The organism is Actinotalea alkalitolerans, from assembly GCF_023369855.1.
In the GTDB taxonomy this organism is placed as follows: Bacteria; Actinomycetota; Actinomycetes; order Actinomycetales; family Cellulomonadaceae; genus Actinotalea.
Window position 1 is genome coordinate 129,008 of the sequence record NZ_JAMBPP010000007.1, and the last position, 17,639, is coordinate 146,646.

Consider the following 17,639-nt stretch of genomic DNA (forward strand, 5'->3'; position numbering starts at 1 on the left):
TCGCGCAGGGCCGGCCGCGGGTACGCTCGGCCCGTGCCAGAGCAGACCCCTCCCGAGCAGTCCGGTCCGACCCAGGGCGCCAGCCCCGTGGTGAGCGTGCACCACGCCCCCGACCGCACCTGGGGCGAGCGCCTCGGGCTGGTCGTCCGCGGTGCGCTGATCGGTGCGGCGGAGGTCGTCCCCGGCGTCAGCGGGGGGACCATCGCGCTGATCGTCGGCGTCTACGAGACCATCATCCGCTCGGCCGGGCACCTGGTGCGCGGCGTCGTCGGCGGGGTCGCCGACCTGCTGCGACGCCGGGGCGGGGCCCGGTCGGCCCACCACCTGCGCCAGGTGCGCTGGGGTGCGCTGATCCCCATCCTGCTGGGCATGTTCACCGCGGTGATCGTGGGCGCCTCCCTCCTGGAGCCGTTGCTCGAGGAGTACCCGGTCCAGTCCCGCGCGCTGTTCGCCGGGCTGATCGTCGCCTCGCTCGTGGTCCCCGCTCGGATGGTCGGCGGGCGCTGGCGGGGCAGCGAGGTCCTGGTCGGTCTCGCGGCCGCGGCACTGGCGTTCTTCCTCACCGGGATCCCCCCGGCCGCCGACCAGGAGCCGACCCTGCCGGTGGTCGCGCTCGCGGCGGCCTTCGCGGTGTGCGCGCTGGTGCTGCCCGGTGTCTCGGGCTCGTTCCTGCTGCTCACCTTCGGGCTCTACGAGCCGACGCTCGCCGCGGTCAACGACCGTGACCTGGTCTACCTCGGGGTCTTCGTCCTGGGGGCGATCGTCGGTCTGGGGGCGTTCGTGACCGGACTCCAGTGGCTCCTCGAGCACCGGCACCGCATCACCCTGGTCGTCATGACCGGCCTGATGGCCGGCTCGTTGCGCGCGCTGTGGCCCTGGCAGGGGGACGACCGTGAGCTGCTCGCCCCGGGCGGGGCCCTGCCGTCGGTGCTGGTGCTGTTCGTCGTCGGGCTCGTCGTCGTGCTGGGTCTGGTGTGGGCCGAGGGACGGGTCGCCCGGCGTCACGAGACCCGGGCCGCTCACGTCGCGGACGTGCTGGACGTGGACTGAGGCCCGTCCGGGCACCGGCACCCGTCGCGCAGGTCAGCGGAGCGGCACGAAGCGGTACGACCCGTGCCCGGTGACGCGCAGGTCGTCATCGGCTGGTCCGGTGCGCTCGACGAGCAGCATCTCGCGTCGCACCGGGATCACCATGCGCCCCACCGGGGTGAGCTGGCGGACCAGGGCCTGCGGCAGCTCGCGAGCCTCCGCCGAGACGAGCACCCGGTCGAAGGGCGCCTCGTCGGGCCGACCGAGGACGCCGGGCTCGGCCGGCAGCAGGCTCGTCCAGGGCTGACCTGCGGCCGAGACGTTCAGCGCTCCCCAGGCGGCGAGGTCAGGATCGAGCTCGACACCGACGACGACACCCTGTGGTCCGACGAGGTGCCCCAGCAGCGCCGTCGTCCAGCCCGAGCCGGCGCCCACGTCGAGCACCCGCGCCCCGGGCGGCACCTCGAGCAGGCGGAGCATGGCGGCGACGGTGCGCGGCTGCGAGCTGGTCTGCCCGCCGCCGATCGGCAACGGTCGGTCGGCGCCGGCCTCGGCCCGCAGCGCCGCGGGCAGGAAGCCGGTCCGGGGGTGCGCCTCGAACGCCTGGTCGACACGATCGTTGCGTCTCATCGGGACCACCACCCGGATGCCTGCGGGACGGCTCCGGGATAGCGTCGACGACGGCGTCGCGGCACCCGCCGCCGCGCACGACGTGACACCCGAGCACACGGAGGCACCTCATGCCCACGCGCACCGCACGCACCGCCTGGAACGGCACCCTGGAGCAGGGTGGCGGGCAGGTCGAGCTGAGCAGCTCCCAGGTCGGCACGTTCGACGTCTCCTTCCCCAAGCGGGCCGCCGACGACGCCGACGGCACCACGAGCCCCGAGGAGCTCATCGCGGCGGCGCACTCCTCGTGCTACGCGATGCAGCTCTCGGCGTTGATCGGTCAGGCCGGTGGCAACCCGCTCAGCCTCGAGGTCGGGGCCGACGTCTCCCTTGCCCCCGACCCGGCGGGCGGCTTCCACATCACCGAGATCGTGCTGACCGTGCGGGCCGAGGTCGAGGGGCTGGACGCGGCCGCCTTCGAGCAGGTCGCGCAGGACGCCAAGGCGACCTGCCCGGTGAGCAAGGCGCTGACCGGCACCTCGATCTCCGTCGAGGCCACGCTGCTCGGCTGAGCGCACGGCGGCCGGCGCACCCCGGCCCCGCCCCGGCCCGGCCGGTCCACCAGGACCAGCCGGGCCGTTCGCCGTCCTGCGGCGGGGGCGCACCGTCGGTCCCTAGGCGACCGGCGTCGGGTCCAGGACGACCTTGATGCAGCCGTCCTGCTTCTTCTGGAACGTCTCGTACAGGGCAGGCCCGTCCTCGAGCGACGCCCGGTGGGTGCGCAGGTCCAGCACACCCAACGGGTCGTCGTCGCGCTCGACCAGGGGCTGGATCTGCGGGACCCAGTGCTGCACGTTCGCCTGTCCCATCCGGACCGTCACCTGCTTGTCGAAGAGCGCCATCATGGGCATCGGGTCGGCCGAGCCGCCGTACACCCCGGACAGCGAGACGGTGCCACCCCGCCCGACGATCTCGATCGCGCTGTGCAGGGCCGCGAGCCGGTCGATGCCGGCCCGGTCCATCATCGCGCGTGCCGCGCCGTCGGGCAGGAACGACGTGAGCGTGTGCACGACCTTCCCCACGGGCGAGCCGTGCGCCTCCATCCCGACGGCGTCGATCACCGAGTCCGGCCCCCGGCCGTCGGTCAGGTCGCGGATCGAGGCCGCGAGGTCGTCGTGGTCGTTCAGGTCCAGGGTCTCGACGCCGTGGCGACGTGCCATCGCGAGGCGCTCGGTGACCAGGTCCACGCCGATCACCCGACCGGCCCCGCGGTGGGCGGCGACCCGGGCGCACATCTGGCCGACCGGTCCGAGCCCGAGCACGACGACCGTGCCGTCGGGGGGCACCTGCGCGTACTCGACGCCCTGCCAGGCCGTGGGCAGCACGTCCGAGAGGTAGAGGTAGCGCTCGTCGGGGGAGCCGTCGTCGGGCACCACGACCAGTCCGTACTGGGCGTGCGGCACCCGCAGGTACTGGGCCTGGCCACCGGGGACCTGGCCGTAGAGCTTGGTGTAGCCGAACAGGCTCGCCCCCTTGTGGTGCTCACGGACCTGGGTGGTCTCGCACTGGGTGGGCAGCCCCCGGGTGCACTGGTAGCACGCGCCGCAGGCGATGACGAAGGGGACGACCACGCGGTCACCGGGCCTGACCCGCGTCACCTCCGAACCCACCGCCTCGACGTAGCCCATGGCCTCGTGACCCAGCACGTCGCCCCGGTCGAGGAACATCCCCAGGGTCGAGTACAGGTGCAGGTCCGAGCCGCACACGGCGGTCGAGGTCACCCGGACCACGGCGTCCGTCGGGTGCTGGATCCGGGGGTCCGGGACGGTCTCGACGCTCAACGACTCGTTGCCCTGCCAGGTCAGTGCACGCATGCTCTCTCCTTCTCGGTCGCGCCCACAGGTGAGCGCAGGGTGCCTCCCGCCCGGTGCGCGGGCCTGCTCCCAGGCTCACCCCGAAGCCGCTGCCACGCACCCTGGGCGGCGGGAGCGGTGCCTGCCGGGAGCAGGGGTGCAGCCCTCGGCTCGCGCTGTGAGGCGGACGTCCTCCTCGCGCCGGGGTGCTGCGTGGCAGGATCGACGCCGTGTCGACCCCCCCGCTCCCGCACGCCACGACCGGCAGCACGGCGACCCGCCCGGACGTGACGGCCGCCGACCTGCTCCACCTGCTGCGGGCTGCCGTGGGCGGCGAGGTCGACGCCTCGACGCGGCGGCGTGCCGAGTACACGACGGATGCCTCCAACTACCGCGTGGTGCCCCAGGTGGTGGTCTTCCCGCGGGACCTCGAGGACGTCCTCGCGGTGGTCGACGTGGCCCGCGCGACGAGCACACCGCTGACGATGCGCGGTGGCGGCACCTCGGTGGCCGGCAACGCCGTCGGGCCGGGCATCGTGGTCGACACCTCGGTGCACCTGCGGGCGATCGGGGAGATCGACCCCGAGGCGCGCAGCGCCGTGGTCCAGCCCGGTGTGGTGATGAGCGACCTCCAGGCCGCGGCCCGGCCGTACGGGCTGCGTTTCGGCCCCGACCCCTCGACCCAGAACCGGGCGACCCTGGGCGGGATGATCGGCAACAACGCCTGCGGGCCGCACGCCGTCGCCTACGGGCGCACCTCGGACAACGTTCTCGCCCTGGACGTCGTGGACGGTCTCGGCCGTCGCTTCACCGCAGGGCGCGGGCCGGGGTCGCTGGACGCCGTGCCGGGCCTGGAGGAGCTGGTGGCGGCGAACCTGGGGACGCTGCGCACCGACCTGGGCCGGTTCGGTCGCCAGGTCTCGGGCTACTCGCTGGAGCACCTGCTGCCCGAGCGCGAGGGCGACCTGGCCAAGATGCTGGTCGGCACCGAGGGCACGCTCGTCACGGTGCTGGGCGCGACGGTCAACCTCGTCCCGATCGCCGACGCCGCGGTGCTCGTGGTGCTCGGGTACCCCGACATGCCGAGCGCGGCCGACGCCGTGCCGGCGCTGCTGACCCACTCCCCGTTGGCCATCGAGGGGCTGGACGCCCGGCTCGTCGACGTCGTGCGACGCCACCGCGGCGAGGCACACGTCCCCGAGCTGCCGCCGGGCGCCGGGTGGCTCATGGTCGAGATGGGTGGTGCCACCCGCGAGGAGGCCCTCGAGCGCGCCGCCGCCATGGCCGCCGACGCCGGGACCTCCTCGGCACGGGTGATCCCGCCCGGCGCCGAGGCCTCGTCCATGTGGCAGATCCGCGCGGACGGTGCGGGGCTCGCCGGTCGCACCCCCGACGGCTCGCAGGCCTGGCCCGGGTGGGAGGACGCCGCGGTGCCTCCTGAGCGGCTGGGGGCCTACCTGCGCGACTTCGAGCGGCTGATGCTCGACCACGGGGTCGACGGTCTGCCCTACGGGCACTTCGGCGACGGCTGCATCCACGTCCGCATCGGCATCCCGCTCGAGCGGGCCGACGACGTCGCGGGCTTCCGTCGCTTCATGACCGAGGCCGCCCATCTGGTCGCCTCGCACGGCGGGTCGCTCTCGGGGGAGCACGGCGACGGCCGGGCCCGCAGCGAGCTGCTGTCGATCATGTACTCCCCGGAGGTCATCGACCTCTTCGGTGCGGTGAAGGACCTCTTCGACCCGCAGGACGTGCTCAACCCCGGCATCCTGGTGCGGCCACGTCCGCTGGACGCCGACCTGCGACGTCCGCACGCGCTGCCCCTGGCCCGGTCCACGGGCTTCGCCTTCCCGCACGACGGCGGCGACCTCACGACCGCGGTGCACCGGTGCGTGGGTGTCGGCAAGTGCCGGGCGGACTCCGGTCCGTCGGGTGGCTTCATGTGCCCCTCCTACCTGGCGACGCGCGACGAGAAGGACTCGACCCGTGGTCGTGCCCGGGTGCTGCAGGAGATGGCCAACGGCACCCTCGTGCAGGGCGGCTGGCGCTCGGCCGAGGTGCACGAGGTGCTGGACCTGTGCCTGAGCTGCAAGGCGTGCTCGAGCGACTGCCCGGCGGGTGTGGACATGGCGCAGTACAAGGCCGAGGTGCTGCACCGCACGTACAAGGGCCGGCTGCGTCCGATGAACCACTACGCGCTGGGCTGGCTCCCTCGGTGGGCACGTCTGGCCGGGATCGCGCCGCGACTGCTCAACGCCGTGCTCGGCGTGCGTCCGCTGGCCAGACTCGTCCTGAGCGTGGGGGGGATGGACACCCGGCGGAGCATCCCGGCGTTCGCGACCACACCCTTCCGCACGTGGTGGAAGGGTCAGGGGGAGCGCGGAGCGACGCACAGCACGCAGGGGCTGGGTGAGGTCTCGGCGAGGGTCGGCTCGCACGCGACGGGCGGGGTCGACCCGGCTCGGCGGGTCGTGCTGTGGACCGACTCGTTCAGCGACGCCTTCGACCCTGACGTGCCGCGCGCGATGATCGAGGTGCTGCGCGACGCCGGCTACGAGGTGATCGTCCCGGACGAGCCCGCGTGCTGCGGCCTGACCTGGATCAGCACCGGGCAGCTCGACGGGGCGCGCAAGCGGCTGACCCAGCTCCTGGGGGTGCTCGGCCCTTACGCGGTCAACGGCATCCCGATCATCGGCGTCGAGCCGTCCTGCACCGCCGTGCTGCGCTCGGACCTGCTCGACCTGCTGCCCGACGACCCGCGGGCGGTGGCCGTGTCCCACGCCACGCGCACCCTCGCGGAGCTGCTGACCGCACCGGCACCGCTGGGTCCCGAGGGGTGGGAGCCGCCGAGCCTGGACGGCGTGACGGTGCTGGCCCAGCCGCACTGCCACCACCACTCGGTGATGGGTTACCAGGCGGACCTGGAGCTGCTGCGAGCGGCTGGTGCGCAGGTGACCTCGCTCGCGGGGTGCTGCGGTCTCGCGGGCAACTTCGGCATGGAGAAGGGCCACTACGAGACCTCGGTCGCGGTGGCCGAGCACGCTCTGCTCCCGGCCCTGCGGGAGGCGGCTCCCGGGACCGTGCTGCTGGCTGACGGCTTCTCGTGCCGGACCCAGGCCGATCAGCTCGCGCAGGAGCCCGGGACGCACCTCGCGCAGCTCCTGGCCGCCCATCTGGAGCCCTGAGCCGGGGCCCTCGGCGGGCGAGGTGTCGCGTCGGCACGCCGTTCGCTGCTCCATCGGGGTGTGATCTTGCTCACATCGCCTCCCGCGGTGGGGGAGCGGTTTCCCCGAAACCGCTCCCAGCGCGGGCGGGAATCCGGCGCGCGAGCGGTATCGGGTGAATTCACCCGTTCGCGGGGGTGACAACTTCCCTCGAATGGGGCATATCGCCGAGGGCGCCGAGCGCCTAGTCTCTGCTGTGGGCCGACCGGGGCGCGCTGGGGAGGGAGACGCATGCTGATGATGTCGGCGACCGACACTCCCGGGGCGTCCTCCCGGCCCACCCGCCCCGCAGCCCCTCGCCCCGCTGCGTCCGACGACATGGGCCACCACCTCGACTCACTCCTCGGGGAGCAGCTGCTGCCGCTGCGCGGCCGTCGGGGCACCGAGGACGAGCCGCACCTGCTCGCGGTCGACGCCTCGGGCCAGCCGGTGGTGGTCGAGGTGGTGGGTCTGCTCGACGAGGCCGCCCTCAGCCGGGCGCTGCGCCATGCCGGTCGTGCTGCTCGTCTCAGCGCCCGCGACCTCGCCCACGCCTACCAGGGTGGTCCCGAGGCCTTCGCCGACCACCTGGCGGCCTTCCGCGCAACCGTCCCGGCCTCCTCGCTGCTCTCGCCCGCGGTGCGCGGCGGGTCACGCCTGCTGCTGGTGTGCTCGGGGGTGGCGTCCTCCGCCCAGGACGCCGTCGAGTTCCTGCTCCAGGCGGGTTGGCAGGTCGAGGTGCTCCAGGTCGCCCTGGTCCCCGGACCCGACGGTGGACGTGTCCTGGACGTCACACCGCTGACCGCGCACCACCCGGCGCGCGCCGCCGTCGAGCCCTTCAACCTGCGTCTGGTCCACTCGACCCCGCCACCCCCGTCCGCGCCGCGCCCCACGGCCCGCGCGCCCTGGTCCGACCGCCCCTCGTGGCCGACGCCGACCGCCGACCGCACCGACCTGTCGAACCTGAGCCGGCCCGCGCCCACGGTCGTCGCCCCGACCTTCGCGGTGCCCGCCCGGCCGTCGACCCCCGAGCGCGGTGTCCCGGCAGCGCGCCCCGCGCCCGAGCGTGCACCCGCGGCGCGCCCCGCGCCCGAGGAGCGCGTCCCGGCCCGCGAGCAGCCTCGGTCGACGCCCCCGACGGGGCAGGTGCCCGACCCGCTGCTCGCGGTCCTGGCCCGGATGATCGGCGAGCCCGCGGTCCTGGTCTGGCAGCGCCGTCGCGGGGAGTGCTTCGAGGCGCTGCTGCACGTGAGCGGTCTGGTCGAGCTGCCCGACGGTTCGGTGCACACCCACCCCGACGGCGCTGCGGCCGCGGCTTGCGGTGCCCCGGGAATCGACGGGTGGGCCGTGTGGCGGCTCGGGGACATCACCGGTCCGACCCTGGCCGAGGCCGCGCAGTTCTGAGCGGGCCTCAGCCCCACCCGTAGGCCGACGTCCAGCGGGTGAGCTCCGAGAAGTAGGCCGAGCGGATCGGCTCGGGGGACAACGTCAGGTCGTGCAGCCCGCCGCGGATCCGGACCACCGTCACCACGGGTCCGAGGAGGACGGCGCGGCGGGCGAGGAGGTCGACGTCCAGGACGACGTCGGCCTCGCGCATGTCCTCGCGCCAGCGGGGTGAGATGACGCTGCGGGACGAGGCCGCGAAGAGGATCGGCATGGGCAGGTCCATCCCCTTGGCGACCTGCGCGTGACCCGCCAGGATCGCCTGCAACCACCCGGCACGGATGGGGAAGAACGGGGTGGGCCGCCAGGCCTCGTCGTAGTCCCACTCGCCGCCGTGGCTCGACAGCAGCGTCCTGGTGTAGAAGCCCGGATCGATCGTCAGCATCGGGTTCTTGGGCTGGAAGCGCGCGAGCTGCTGGACCACCGGGGCGCTCAGCGTGCGCATCACCGACGAGCCGGTGAGCTCGAGCCACGGGCTGTTGAGCACCAGGCCCGAGGCGACCCCGGGGTTCCGCTGCGCCCACAGGACCGCGACGAGGCCACCGGTCGAGTGGGCCATGATCATGATGCGGGCACGGCGACCCAGGTCCCGTCGGATCTGTGCGACCGCGAGACCGATCTCCTCGTCGTAGGTCGCGAGGTCGTCGATGTAGTTGGGGGTCTGGTGCGGTCGCAGGCTGCGCCCGTACTTGCGCAGGTCCAGCGCGTAGAACGCGGCTCCCTGCCCGTGCCAGTGCTCGGCGGTGCCGGTCTGGAAGAAGTAGTCGTTCCAGCCGTGCAGGTAGAGCACGGCCCTGGCCGGTCGGATCGGCTCGTCGGTGGGAGGGTGGTGGCGGACCAGCGTCGCGCAGACCTCACCCTCGTCGTCGTCCCCCAGCGGGAGGGTTCTGGCCTGGTAGTCGGGGCCCAGGACGTCCTCGACCCATCCTGACGAGGAGGCCATCTCAGACCGTCAGGACGATCTTGCCGAAGTGCTCGCCCGAGACCATCCGGGCGAAGGCCTCGGGTGCCCTCCCGAGCGGGACGACCGTGTCGATCACCGGTCGGACACCGGTGCGCACCAGCAGGCGGAGCAGCGACTCCAGGTCCTCCTTGCTGCCCATGGTCGCGCCGATCACGGAGATCTCCTGGAAGAAGATGCGGGTGAGCTCTGCCGCGGGGGCGTCACCCGTGGTCGCGCCGGCGACCACGACCGTCCCCCCGGGACGTACCGAGCGGATCGAGTGGGACCAGGTGGCCGCGCCGACCGTCTCCAGGACGGCGTCGACCCGGAACGGCAGGCGGGCCCCGGACTCCACGGCGTGGGCGGCCCCCAGGGAGAGCGCACGCTCCCGCTTGCCTGCGTCACGGCTGGTGACGACGACCTCGAGCCCCGCAGCCGCCCCGATGAGGACGGCAGCGGTGGACACCCCACCGCCCGCGCCCTGGACCAGCACGCGGTCACCGGGCCGCAGGCGTGCACTGGTGAAGAGCATCCGGTACGCGGTGAGCCACGACGTGGGCAGGCAGGCGGCCTCCTCGAAGGAGATCCCGGGGGGCTTGGGCACGAGGTTCCACGACGGCACCGCGACCTGCTCGGCGAGCGTGCCGGGGTGCAGCTCGGACAGCAGCGAGCGGTGCTCGGTCGGGCCGACCCCATGACCGGTGGCCCCCACCACGGCGTGCACCACGACCTCGTGACCCTCGCCCGTGACCCCGGCCGCATCGGTGCCCAGCACCATCGGCAGCCGGCCCGCGGGCAGCCCGACCCCGCGCAGCGACCACAGGTCGTGGTGGTTGAGGCTGGCCGCCCGGACGTCGACCACCGACCAGTGGGTGGGCGGGTCGGGACGTGGGGCCCGACCGACCTCGAGGGCCGAGAGGGGGTTCGTGGCGTCGGCACCCGTCGCGAGCACCGCGACCATGTCTCCGGTGCCGGGTGCGGTCCTGTCAGCTGCGGTGTCGACCATGGTCCCACCGTAGGCGCTCGCCCTGCGGGAGGCGGGTCGGCTGACGCTCGGACCGCTACAGGAGCGGCAGGACGGTACCCAGGTCGGGCAGCGAGTCCGAGGTGTAGCGGGTCTGCAGGGACTGGCTCAGCGTGTCCACCGTGAGCTCGACGCGTCCGCCGGCCAGGCGCACCCAGGCCAGGGGGTCGACGACCTCCAGGCTCCACCCGCCGCGGTCCACCACGATCTCGAGCAGCAGGTCGGCGACGAACTGGACCGCTGCGGGGTCGAGCGGGTCCTGGCCCGGGCTGGCAGGCACCTGGGTGGTGGACCGGGCGAGGTCGTCGGCGTGCAGCACGAGCTCGAGCACCCGTGAGGCGACCATCGTGGAGAGCAGGACCGGTCCCCGGCGGGCCTGCACCACCGGGTCGGGTGCCAGGCCTCGCAGCACCGCGAGCTGGGCGAGCGCCCGGTCCGCCATCCGGTCGACCGCTTCCAGAGGGTGGTCGGCGATCTCCCGGGCGAGGTCACGGGTCAGCTCGGCGACCTCCTGGGACCGACCGGGGTAGGTGCCCAGGTACTCGGCCAGGGTCAGCGGGACGGTCCCGGGCGCAGTGGGCTGCGCGGCCCCGAGCGTGTCCATCGCACGTCCCACGTGGGCGACGAGGTCGGCGACCGTCCAGCCGCCCAGCACGCTCGGGCTCTGGGTCGCGTCGTGGTCCAGACCACCGATCCAGGACCGTAGCCGCAGCCACTGAGCCCGCAGGTGGTGCTCGGCGGTGGCGACCTCGTTCATCCCCCCGAGCGCGCTCGTCGTCATGCCTGCATCGTAGGGAACCCGGTCCCGCGCCGCGCTGCGTGCGCCCCGGGGTGGCGCGGAGCCGTGGGATCAGCCCTCGGCGAGGAACGCCCTGACCAGTGATCCCATCTGCTCGACCTCGATGAGGAAGCCGTCGTGGCCGTGGTCCGAGCGCACGACGTGGGCGCGGTCGGTCCCCGGCAGGGTGGCGGCCATCCGCTCGGACTCGACCGGGAGGTAGAGCCGGTCGGTGTCCACCGCGATGACCAGTGCGCGTGCCGTGACCCCGGCCAGCGCGGCCTCGACCCCGCCGCGGTCCCGACCGACGTCGTGCGAGACGATCGAGTCGGTGAGCACGAGGTAGGAGTTCGCGTCGAAGCGCCGTGCCAGCTTGCCGGCGTGGTGGTCGAGGTAGGACTGCACCGCGTAGCGACCCCGCCCACCCAGCGGGTCCTCACCCTCCTGGGGCTCGCGACCGAAGCGGAGGTCGAACTCACGGGCCGACCGGTACGTGGTGTGGGCGATCTGCCGAGCGATCCCCATGCCCAGGTGCGGCCCCTCACCGTCGGGTGCGTCGTAGTAGTCACCACCCCGCCACCGCAGGTCACCGCGGATCGCCGCGAGCTGGGTGTGGGCCCAGGCGATCTGGTCGCCGCTGCTCGCGGCCGTCGTGGCGATGGGGACGATCGCCCGGACCCGGTCCGGGGCCATGACCCCCCACTCGAGCACGCGCATGCCGCCCATCGAGGCGCCGACGACCAGCGCCCAGCTGTCGATGCCGAGGATGTCGGTCAGTGCGACCTCGGCGGCGACCTGGTCGCGGACCGTCACGTACGGGAAGCGTCCGCCCCAGGGGCGACCGTCGGGGGCGGTCGACGACGGCCCGGTGCTGCCCTGACAGCCACCCAGCACGTTGGGGGCCACCACGAACCAGCGGTCGGTGTCGATCGGCCGACCCGGACCCACGAGGGTCTCCCACCACCCGGGTGAGAGGTGCCCGGGACCGGCCGGCCCGGTGACGTGGGAGTCACCCGTCAGGGCGTGCAGCACGAGCACGGCGTTGTCGCCGGACGGGGAGAGCGTGCCCCACGTCTCGTAGGCGAGGCGGACGCCCGGCAGGGTGCTGCCGCTCTCGAGCCCGAGGGGCCCGATGTCGGCGAAGATCCGGTCGCCCACGGGGTCGCCCTCCCGCCACGCCGCGCTCGCCGGGACCGGGGCCCCGGGCGCCGTGGCGCCGACGGGGGACCCGCTCGGGGTCCGCGTCGTGGCGGGCAGGTCGGTCGGCACGATGTGCAAACCTACGGCCCCGCCACGACGTCGGCCCGACGTGTCCACCACCAGGCGGGAGGGCGAGCTCATCAGGCCCCCTTCGCCGCGCGGAAGCCTGCGTCGAGGTCGGCGAGGATGTCGTCGATGTGCTCGATCCCGACCGCGAGCCGGACCAGGCCCGGGGTCACTCCGGACAGCTCCTGCTCCTGCGCCGTGAGCTGGCTGTGGGTGGTCGAGGCGGGGTGGATCACCAGCGAGCGCACGTCGCCGATGTTGGCCACGTTGGAGTGCAGCACGAGGCCGTCGACGAACCGCTTGCCGGCCTGGGCGCCGCCCTGGATCTCGAAGGCGATGACGGCCCCCGGTCCCCGGGGCGTGTACTTCTGGGCGTTGGCGTACCAGGGGCTCGAGGGCAGGCCCGCATAGTGCACGACCCCGACGTCCTCGCGTGCCTCGAGGAACTCGGCGACCGTCTGCGCGTTCTGCAGGTGGCGCTCCATCCGCAGCGAGAGGGTCTCGATGCCCTGGGCGATGAGGAAGGCGTTGAACGGCGAGATCGCCGAGCCGAGGTCGCGGAGCAGCTGGACGCGCGCCTTGAGGATGTAGGAGAGGTTGACGCCGAAGGCGCCGCCGACCCCCAGGTCACGGGCGTAGACCAGGCCGTGGTAGCTCGGGTCGGGGGCGTTGAAGCCGGGGAAGCGCTCGGGGTGCTGGGCGTAGTCGAAGGTGCCGCCGTCCACGACGACCCCACCGATCGAGTTGCCGTGGCCGCCGAGGTACTTGGTGGCTGCGTGCACCACGACGTCCGCTCCGAACTCGAAGGGACGCAGCACGTAGGGCGTCGGGACGGTGTTGTCGACGATCAGCGGCACCCCGCTGGCGTGGGCGACGTCGGCGACCAGGCTGATGTCCAGGACGTCGGACTGCGGGTTGGGGATGGCCTCGGCGAAGAACGCCTTGGTGTTGGGCCGGACGGCGTCGCGCCAGGCCTGGGCGTCGTGCGGGTCGCTGACGAAGGTGGTCGTCACGCCGAGCTTGGGCAGGGTGTGGTGCAGCAGGTTGTACGAGCCGCCGTAGAGGCTCGGGCTCGCCACGACGTGGTCGCCGGCCTCGGCGACGTTGAGGATCGCGAAGGTGCTCGCGGCCTGGCCCGAGGCGAGCAGCAGCGCCCCGACACCACCCTCGAGGGAGGCGATGCGGTCCTCGACGACCTGCTGGGTGGGGTTGCCGATCCGCGTGTAGATCGGGCCGAGGTCCTTGAGGGCGAAACGGTCGGCCGCGACGTCGGCGTCGGGGAACACGAACGAGGTGGTCTGGTAGATCGGCAGGGCACGCGCCCCGGTCGTGGGGTCGGGCTCCTGGCCGGCGTGGATCTGGCGGGTCTCGAAGGACCATGCGGGGGTGGTGCTCATGTGGGGCTCCTGGGGTGAGCCGCGGGTGACCGTGTCAGCGCACTGACCCTGGCCAGCCTGCGGGGGACTGGGACGGGTGCGTGCACGTGAGGATCGGTGCCGAGCCGGCCGCTCGAGCGCTGCGTCGCGAGGAGCGACGGACCGGCTGGTGGGCACACCACCGAACGTGCGGGGTCAGCGGCACATTCGGCAGAACATGCGGTGATCGTAGGTGTGTTCGAGGGGATGGACCCAGACCCGTCTCACCCAGTGGGATCGCTGTCCACCTCCTGGAGCGCTCCTGGTCGCGGGCCGCTCGTCGCGCGATCCCGGCAGGGGCGCTGCTCAAGATCACGGGCCACCGTGTCGATGGGACGGACGGGACTGATGTGACCTCTGTGAAAGCTGATGCAGGAGTGACGCATGTTCCTAAGGGCGTCAGGACTGAGTACCGTCGGCTGCGCCGTCGAACCACGAGTGCGCCGTCGAACCACGAGGACGAGGACCCAGGTGACCAGAGCTGCCCGTACGGTGCTGCACGGCGCACGAGAGGCGCTCGCAGCCTCCGCCCTCGTCGTCCTCCTCGCCCTGAGCGGGTCGTCCGTCGCTCACGCCACCCCGGACGTCACCGACGAGGACGTCCGCAGCGCCCGGTCGGCCGTGGTCTCCACCGCCGCCCGCATCGCCGTGCTCGAGCTCGAGCTCGCCGCGCACGGCGCCGCCCTCGAACGGGCCTGGGTCACGGTCGAGGCGGCGGTCGAGGACTACAACCGCGCCGCCGTCGAGCGGGACGCCGCCGGGGTGCGGTCGGTCGAGGCTGCGGTCCGCCAGGAGGCCGCCGAGGCGGACCTCGAGGTCGCACGCTCCGAGCTCGGTGCGATCGCGATGCTCGCCTACCGGTCCGGCGGCAGCCTCGACGGGCTCGGCGCGATGCTCTCCTCGGAGGGGTTCGAGGACCTTGTCGCCCGCAGCTCGGCGATGGACCGGATGGGCACACGGGCGGACCGGGCCGTGCAGCGGTTCGACGCCGCGCAGATGGTCGCGCAGACCCTCGCGTCGCGTGCGCAGGAGGCCGCCCTCGAGGCCGAGGAGTCGATCGCGGCGGCGCAGGAGGCGCTGCACGCGGCGCAGGAGGCCCAGACGGCGGCCGAGGCCCAGGTGTCCCAGGCCGCGCAGCGCCGGGACGCGCTCATCGTCCAGCTCGCGGCGGCCCGGGAGACCTCGGTCGAGGTCGAGCGGGCGCGTCAGGCGTCGGTGGACGCCGCCCGCACAGCCCGGGCAGAGGCCGCCGCGGCAGCCGACCGGGGCGTGGCGCCCGGCGCCCCCGCGGCAGCGGCACCCGCGGCCCCCGCAGGGCCCGCCGCCCCGGCACCCGGCACCTCCGCACCACCGGCGCCCGGCACCTCCGCGCCTGCACCTGCACCCGCACCCGCACCTGCGCCTGCACCCGCACCCGCGCCGCCGGCCCCGGCCCCCGCGCCCAGCGCGCCCCCCGCCGCCGCGCCGTCCGACCCCTACGGCCTGGGGACCGGGTCGCAGCGTGGTTCGGCCGGTCAGGGGCAGGCCGCGGTCGACTGGGCCGTCTCCCAGGTCGGCAAGGCCTACCTGATGGGTGGCACGGGCCCCGACGCCTTCGACTGCTCGGGCCTGACCTCCAAGGCGTGGGCCGCGGCAGGGGTGGCGATCAACCGGACCTCGAGGGACCAGTTCCGCCAGGTGCGCAAGATCGCCTACTCCGAGATGCGGCCCGGTGACCTGATCTTCTACGGCGGCAACACCGCCGACCCGGGCTCGATCACCCACGTCGCGATGTTCATCGGCGGCGGGCAGATGGTCGAGGCCTCACGCCCGGGCGTCCCGGTACGGGTCACCGGCGTGCGCATGTCGGGGACCATGCTCTACGCGGGCCGTCCCTGACCGGGCATCCCCGGGTGCAGCACAGGAGCCGGACCGTGGACGGCCCGGCTCCTGGTGATTCGGTCAGTGGGTGTCGTAGTACCCGGTGTCGATGGCTCGCTGCCGGGAGCGCTCGATCTCGGCCTCGGCCGCCACGCGGTCGACCCAGTGGGCGCCCTCGACGGACTTGCCGGGCTCGAGGTCCTTGTAGACCTCGAAGAAGTGCTGGATCTCGAGCCGGTGGAACTCGCTGACGTCGTCGATGTCCTGGCGCCACGAGGCGCGCTGGTCGCCTGCGGGGACGCACAGCACCTTGTCGTCGCCGCCGGCCTCGTCGCGCATGCGGAACATGCCCAGCGCGCGGCACCGGATCAGGCAGCCGGGGAAGGTCGGCTCCTCGAGCAGCACCAGGGCGTCCAGGGGGTCGCCGTCCTCGCCCAGGGTCCCGTCGATGAACCCGTAGTCGTCGGGGTAGCGCGTGGAGGTGAACAGCATCCGGTCGAGCCGGATGCGTCCGGTGACGTGGTCGACCTCGTACTTGTTGCGTTGCCCCTTCGGGATCTCGATGGTGACGTCGAACTCCACAGGGTCTCCTTCGTGGGCCGGCCGGGCGCCGCCGGTCAGGGCGTGCCGGGCAGGGGCAGCGGGATGCAGATGACTAGTGTGACGCACGACCAGCGCTGGAGTCGCCCGCGCAGGAACATCGGCACGGTGAACGGTGCCGCACGGCAGGACGACGGAGGGGACACCCAGTGAGCAGGCAAGGCCCCCAGGCCCCGGTCCGCCCGTCGCGGGCCCGCCGTCGGCTGCGGACCGTCGGCTGGGTCGTGGCCTCGGCGCTCGTGCTGGGCGCGGGCGGGTACGTCGCGGCGGACGCGTACGACGTCGTGCCCGGCTGGGTGACCGTCGCACCGGTGCCCGACCCTCCCGCACCCTTCCCGACCGCGCCCGGTGCGGTGCCGGCCGGACCCCTCACGGTGACCCTGGGTCACCTGCCGACCACCGCACCCCTGCCCGCGGCCGACGAGGTCGCAGCCCTGGCCACGGCGCTCGCGGCGGACCCCCGGATGGGCACCTCGGTGGGGATCCATGTCGTGGACCAGCTCACCGGCGAGGTGCTCGCCGACGTCTCGGGTGCCGCGCCGCGTATCCCGGCCTCGACCGCGAAGGTCCTCACGGCCGTCGCCGCGGTGGATGCGCTGGGCTCGGACCGGACCCTGGCGACACGGGTGGTCCAGGCCGGCCCCGGACGGATCGTCCTGGTGGGTGGTGGCGACGTCATGCTCGCCGCGGGGACCGGCGACCCGGACGCGATCAACGGGCGCGCAGGCCTGGCGACCCTCGCTGCCGCGACGGCCCGCAACCTGGTGCTCGCCGGGACCACCGAGGTCCAGGTCTCCTTCGACGACACGCTCTTCTCAGGTCCGACGGCGAGCCCCGGGTGGGCGCCGACCGACCTCACCGGCGGGTTCGTGGCCCCCGTCACCGCCCTGGCCGTCAACATCGCCAAGACCCGCGAGGAGCCGTACCCGCCGCGCGTGGCCGACCCGTCCCGGTCGGCTGCGGACACCTTCGCCGCCGCTCTCGCGGCGGAGGGGGTCACGGTCACGGGCAGCGTGAGCCGTGCCACCGCGCCCGCGGACGCGCTGCTGCTCGGCACCGTCGAGTCGGCCACGATCGGCGAGATCGTGCGGTACACGCTGCACACCTCCGACAACACGGTCGCCGAGGTGCTCGGGCGCCTGGTCGCGATCGAGGCCGGGCTGCCCGGGAGCTTCGAGGGCGCGACCCGTGCGGTGGTCTCACGCATCGGCGGGCTCGGGCTCGACACCTCCCAGACGGTGCTGGGCGACTGCAGCGGGCTGGCCGACGGCTCGCTGGTCCCGGCCTCGGTGCTGACCGGGCTGATCCGGCTCACCGCGGGCGACCGTGAGCCCGACCTGCGTCCGGTGGCCGTCGACCTCCCGGTCTCGGGCTGGCAGGGGACGATGGCGGACCGGCTGGGCGGGCTGCCCGCGCACGGCCTGGTCCGGGCCAAGACCGGGAGCCTGCGCGGGGTCACGTCGCTGGCCGGCACCGTCCTGACCCAGGACGGGCGCCAGCTGGTCTTCGCGGTGCTGGCCGACGCGACACCGCCGGGCGGCCAGGCCGCGCCCCGCAACGCCATCGACGCCTTCGTGCAGGACCTCGCCGGGTGCGGCTGCCAAGTACCGTGAACC

At 73.8% G+C, this 17,639-nt stretch carries 14 protein-coding genes; 6 read left to right on the forward strand and 8 right to left on the reverse strand.

Annotated features, from left to right (window positions below):
* The first annotated feature begins 33 nt into the window (after nt 1-33).
* Complete coding sequence (locus tag M1R94_RS10495; RefSeq protein ID WP_249381642.1) at nt 34-1,050, forward strand: DUF368 domain-containing protein; 1,017 nt, start codon at nt 34-36, stop codon at nt 1,048-1,050.
* Between the two features lie 33 nt (nt 1,051-1,083).
* Here M1R94_RS10495 and M1R94_RS10500 read toward each other — a convergent pair whose 3' ends face one another.
* Entirely contained in the window at nt 1,084-1,659 is a 576-nt protein-coding gene (locus M1R94_RS10500) for a protein-L-isoaspartate O-methyltransferase family protein (RefSeq protein ID WP_249381643.1), read from the reverse strand.
* Nucleotides 1,660-1,769: 110 nt separating this feature from the next.
* Here M1R94_RS10500 and M1R94_RS10505 point away from each other — a divergent pair, with 110 nt between their 5' ends.
* Complete coding sequence (locus M1R94_RS10505) at nt 1,770-2,210, forward strand: OsmC family peroxiredoxin (RefSeq protein WP_249381644.1); 441 nt, start codon at nt 1,770-1,772, stop codon at nt 2,208-2,210.
* Nucleotides 2,211-2,312: 102 nt separating this feature from the next.
* Here M1R94_RS10505 and M1R94_RS10510 read toward each other — a convergent pair whose 3' ends face one another.
* Complete coding sequence (locus M1R94_RS10510) at nt 2,313-3,512, reverse strand: zinc-dependent alcohol dehydrogenase (protein WP_249381645.1); 1,200 nt, start codon at nt 3,510-3,512, stop codon at nt 2,313-2,315.
* A 266-nt stretch (nt 3,513-3,778) separates the two neighbouring features.
* Between M1R94_RS10510 and M1R94_RS10515 the strand changes: the two genes are divergently transcribed.
* Entirely contained in the window at nt 3,779-6,676 is a 2,898-nt protein-coding gene (locus tag M1R94_RS10515; protein ID WP_249381764.1) for an FAD-binding and (Fe-S)-binding domain-containing protein, read from the forward strand.
* Between the two features lie 270 nt (nt 6,677-6,946).
* Nucleotides 6,947-8,098, forward strand: coding sequence for a hypothetical protein (locus tag M1R94_RS10520; protein ID WP_249381646.1), 1,152 nt, complete (start codon nt 6,947-6,949; stop codon nt 8,096-8,098).
* Nucleotides 8,099-8,105: 7 nt separating this feature from the next.
* Here M1R94_RS10520 and M1R94_RS10525 read toward each other — a convergent pair whose 3' ends face one another.
* From M1R94_RS10525 to M1R94_RS10545, 5 genes are all read right to left on the reverse strand, one after another.
* Entirely contained in the window at nt 8,106-9,080 is a 975-nt protein-coding gene (locus M1R94_RS10525; RefSeq protein ID WP_249381647.1) for an alpha/beta hydrolase, read from the reverse strand.
* Nucleotide 9,081: 1 nt separating this feature from the next.
* Nucleotides 9,082-10,041: a zinc-binding dehydrogenase gene (locus M1R94_RS10530; protein WP_249381765.1), complete on the reverse strand. Its 960-nt coding sequence runs from the start codon at nt 10,039-10,041 to the stop codon at nt 9,082-9,084.
* A 100-nt stretch (nt 10,042-10,141) separates the two neighbouring features.
* On the reverse strand, nt 10,142-10,885 hold the full coding sequence (locus M1R94_RS10535) for a maleylpyruvate isomerase N-terminal domain-containing protein (RefSeq protein WP_249381648.1): 744 nt from the start codon (nt 10,883-10,885) through the stop codon (nt 10,142-10,144).
* Nucleotides 10,886-10,954: 69 nt separating this feature from the next.
* Nucleotides 10,955-12,223 carry a homoserine O-acetyltransferase MetX gene (metX, locus tag M1R94_RS10540; RefSeq protein ID WP_249381649.1) on the reverse strand — a complete coding sequence of 423 codons (1,269 nt, stop codon included), beginning with the start codon at nt 12,221-12,223 and terminating at the stop codon, nt 10,955-10,957.
* On the reverse strand, nt 12,223-13,545 hold the full coding sequence (locus M1R94_RS10545) for a bifunctional o-acetylhomoserine/o-acetylserine sulfhydrylase (protein WP_249381650.1): 1,323 nt from the start codon (nt 13,543-13,545) through the stop codon (nt 12,223-12,225). Before M1R94_RS10545 ends, metX begins: the two co-directional genes overlap by 1 nt.
* Before the next feature lie 489 nt (nt 13,546-14,034).
* Here M1R94_RS10545 and M1R94_RS20750 point away from each other — a divergent pair, with 489 nt between their 5' ends.
* On the forward strand, nt 14,035-15,441 hold the full coding sequence (locus M1R94_RS20750) for a C40 family peptidase (protein WP_249381651.1): 1,407 nt from the start codon (nt 14,035-14,037) through the stop codon (nt 15,439-15,441).
* Between the two features lie 63 nt (nt 15,442-15,504).
* Here the strand turns inward: M1R94_RS20750 and M1R94_RS10555 are convergent, their stop codons facing one another.
* The gene (locus tag M1R94_RS10555; RefSeq protein WP_249381652.1) at nt 15,505-16,005 is read right to left on the reverse strand and encodes an inorganic diphosphatase; all 501 of its coding nucleotides are present in this window, start codon (nt 16,003-16,005) and stop codon (nt 15,505-15,507) included.
* Nucleotides 16,006-16,172: 167 nt separating this feature from the next.
* On the opposite strand from M1R94_RS10555, the gene dacB reads away from it, so the two are divergent.
* Entirely contained in the window at nt 16,173-17,636 is a 1,464-nt protein-coding gene (gene dacB / locus M1R94_RS10560; RefSeq protein WP_249381653.1) for a D-alanyl-D-alanine carboxypeptidase/D-alanyl-D-alanine endopeptidase, read from the forward strand.
* Nucleotides 17,637-17,639 lie beyond the last annotated feature (3 nt).

What these genes read in the sequence shown, in the direction of transcription:
- M1R94_RS10545 (WP_249381650.1), bottom strand. Translation starts at nt 13,545, where the DNA reads ATGAGCACCACCCCCGCATGGTCCTTCGAGACCCGCCAGATCCACGCC.
- M1R94_RS10520 (WP_249381646.1), top strand. Translation starts at nt 6,947, where the DNA reads ATGCTGATGATGTCGGCGACCGACACTCCCGGGGCGTCCTCCCGGCCC.
- M1R94_RS10530 (WP_249381765.1), bottom strand. Translation starts at nt 10,041, where the DNA reads ATGGTCGCGGTGCTCGCGACGGGTGCCGACGCCACGAACCCCCTCTCG.
- M1R94_RS10505 (WP_249381644.1), top strand. Translation starts at nt 1,770, where the DNA reads ATGCCCACGCGCACCGCACGCACCGCCTGGAACGGCACCCTGGAGCAG.
- M1R94_RS10510 (WP_249381645.1), bottom strand. Translation starts at nt 3,512, where the DNA reads ATGCGTGCACTGACCTGGCAGGGCAACGAGTCGTTGAGCGTCGAGACC.
- metX (WP_249381649.1), bottom strand. Translation starts at nt 12,223, where the DNA reads ATGAGCTCGCCCTCCCGCCTGGTGGTGGACACGTCGGGCCGACGTCGT.
- M1R94_RS10500 (WP_249381643.1), bottom strand. Translation starts at nt 1,659, where the DNA reads ATGAGACGCAACGATCGTGTCGACCAGGCGTTCGAGGCGCACCCCCGG.
- M1R94_RS10525 (WP_249381647.1), bottom strand. Translation starts at nt 9,080, where the DNA reads ATGGCCTCCTCGTCAGGATGGGTCGAGGACGTCCTGGGCCCCGACTAC.
- M1R94_RS10535 (WP_249381648.1), bottom strand. Translation starts at nt 10,885, where the DNA reads ATGACGACGAGCGCGCTCGGGGGGATGAACGAGGTCGCCACCGCCGAG.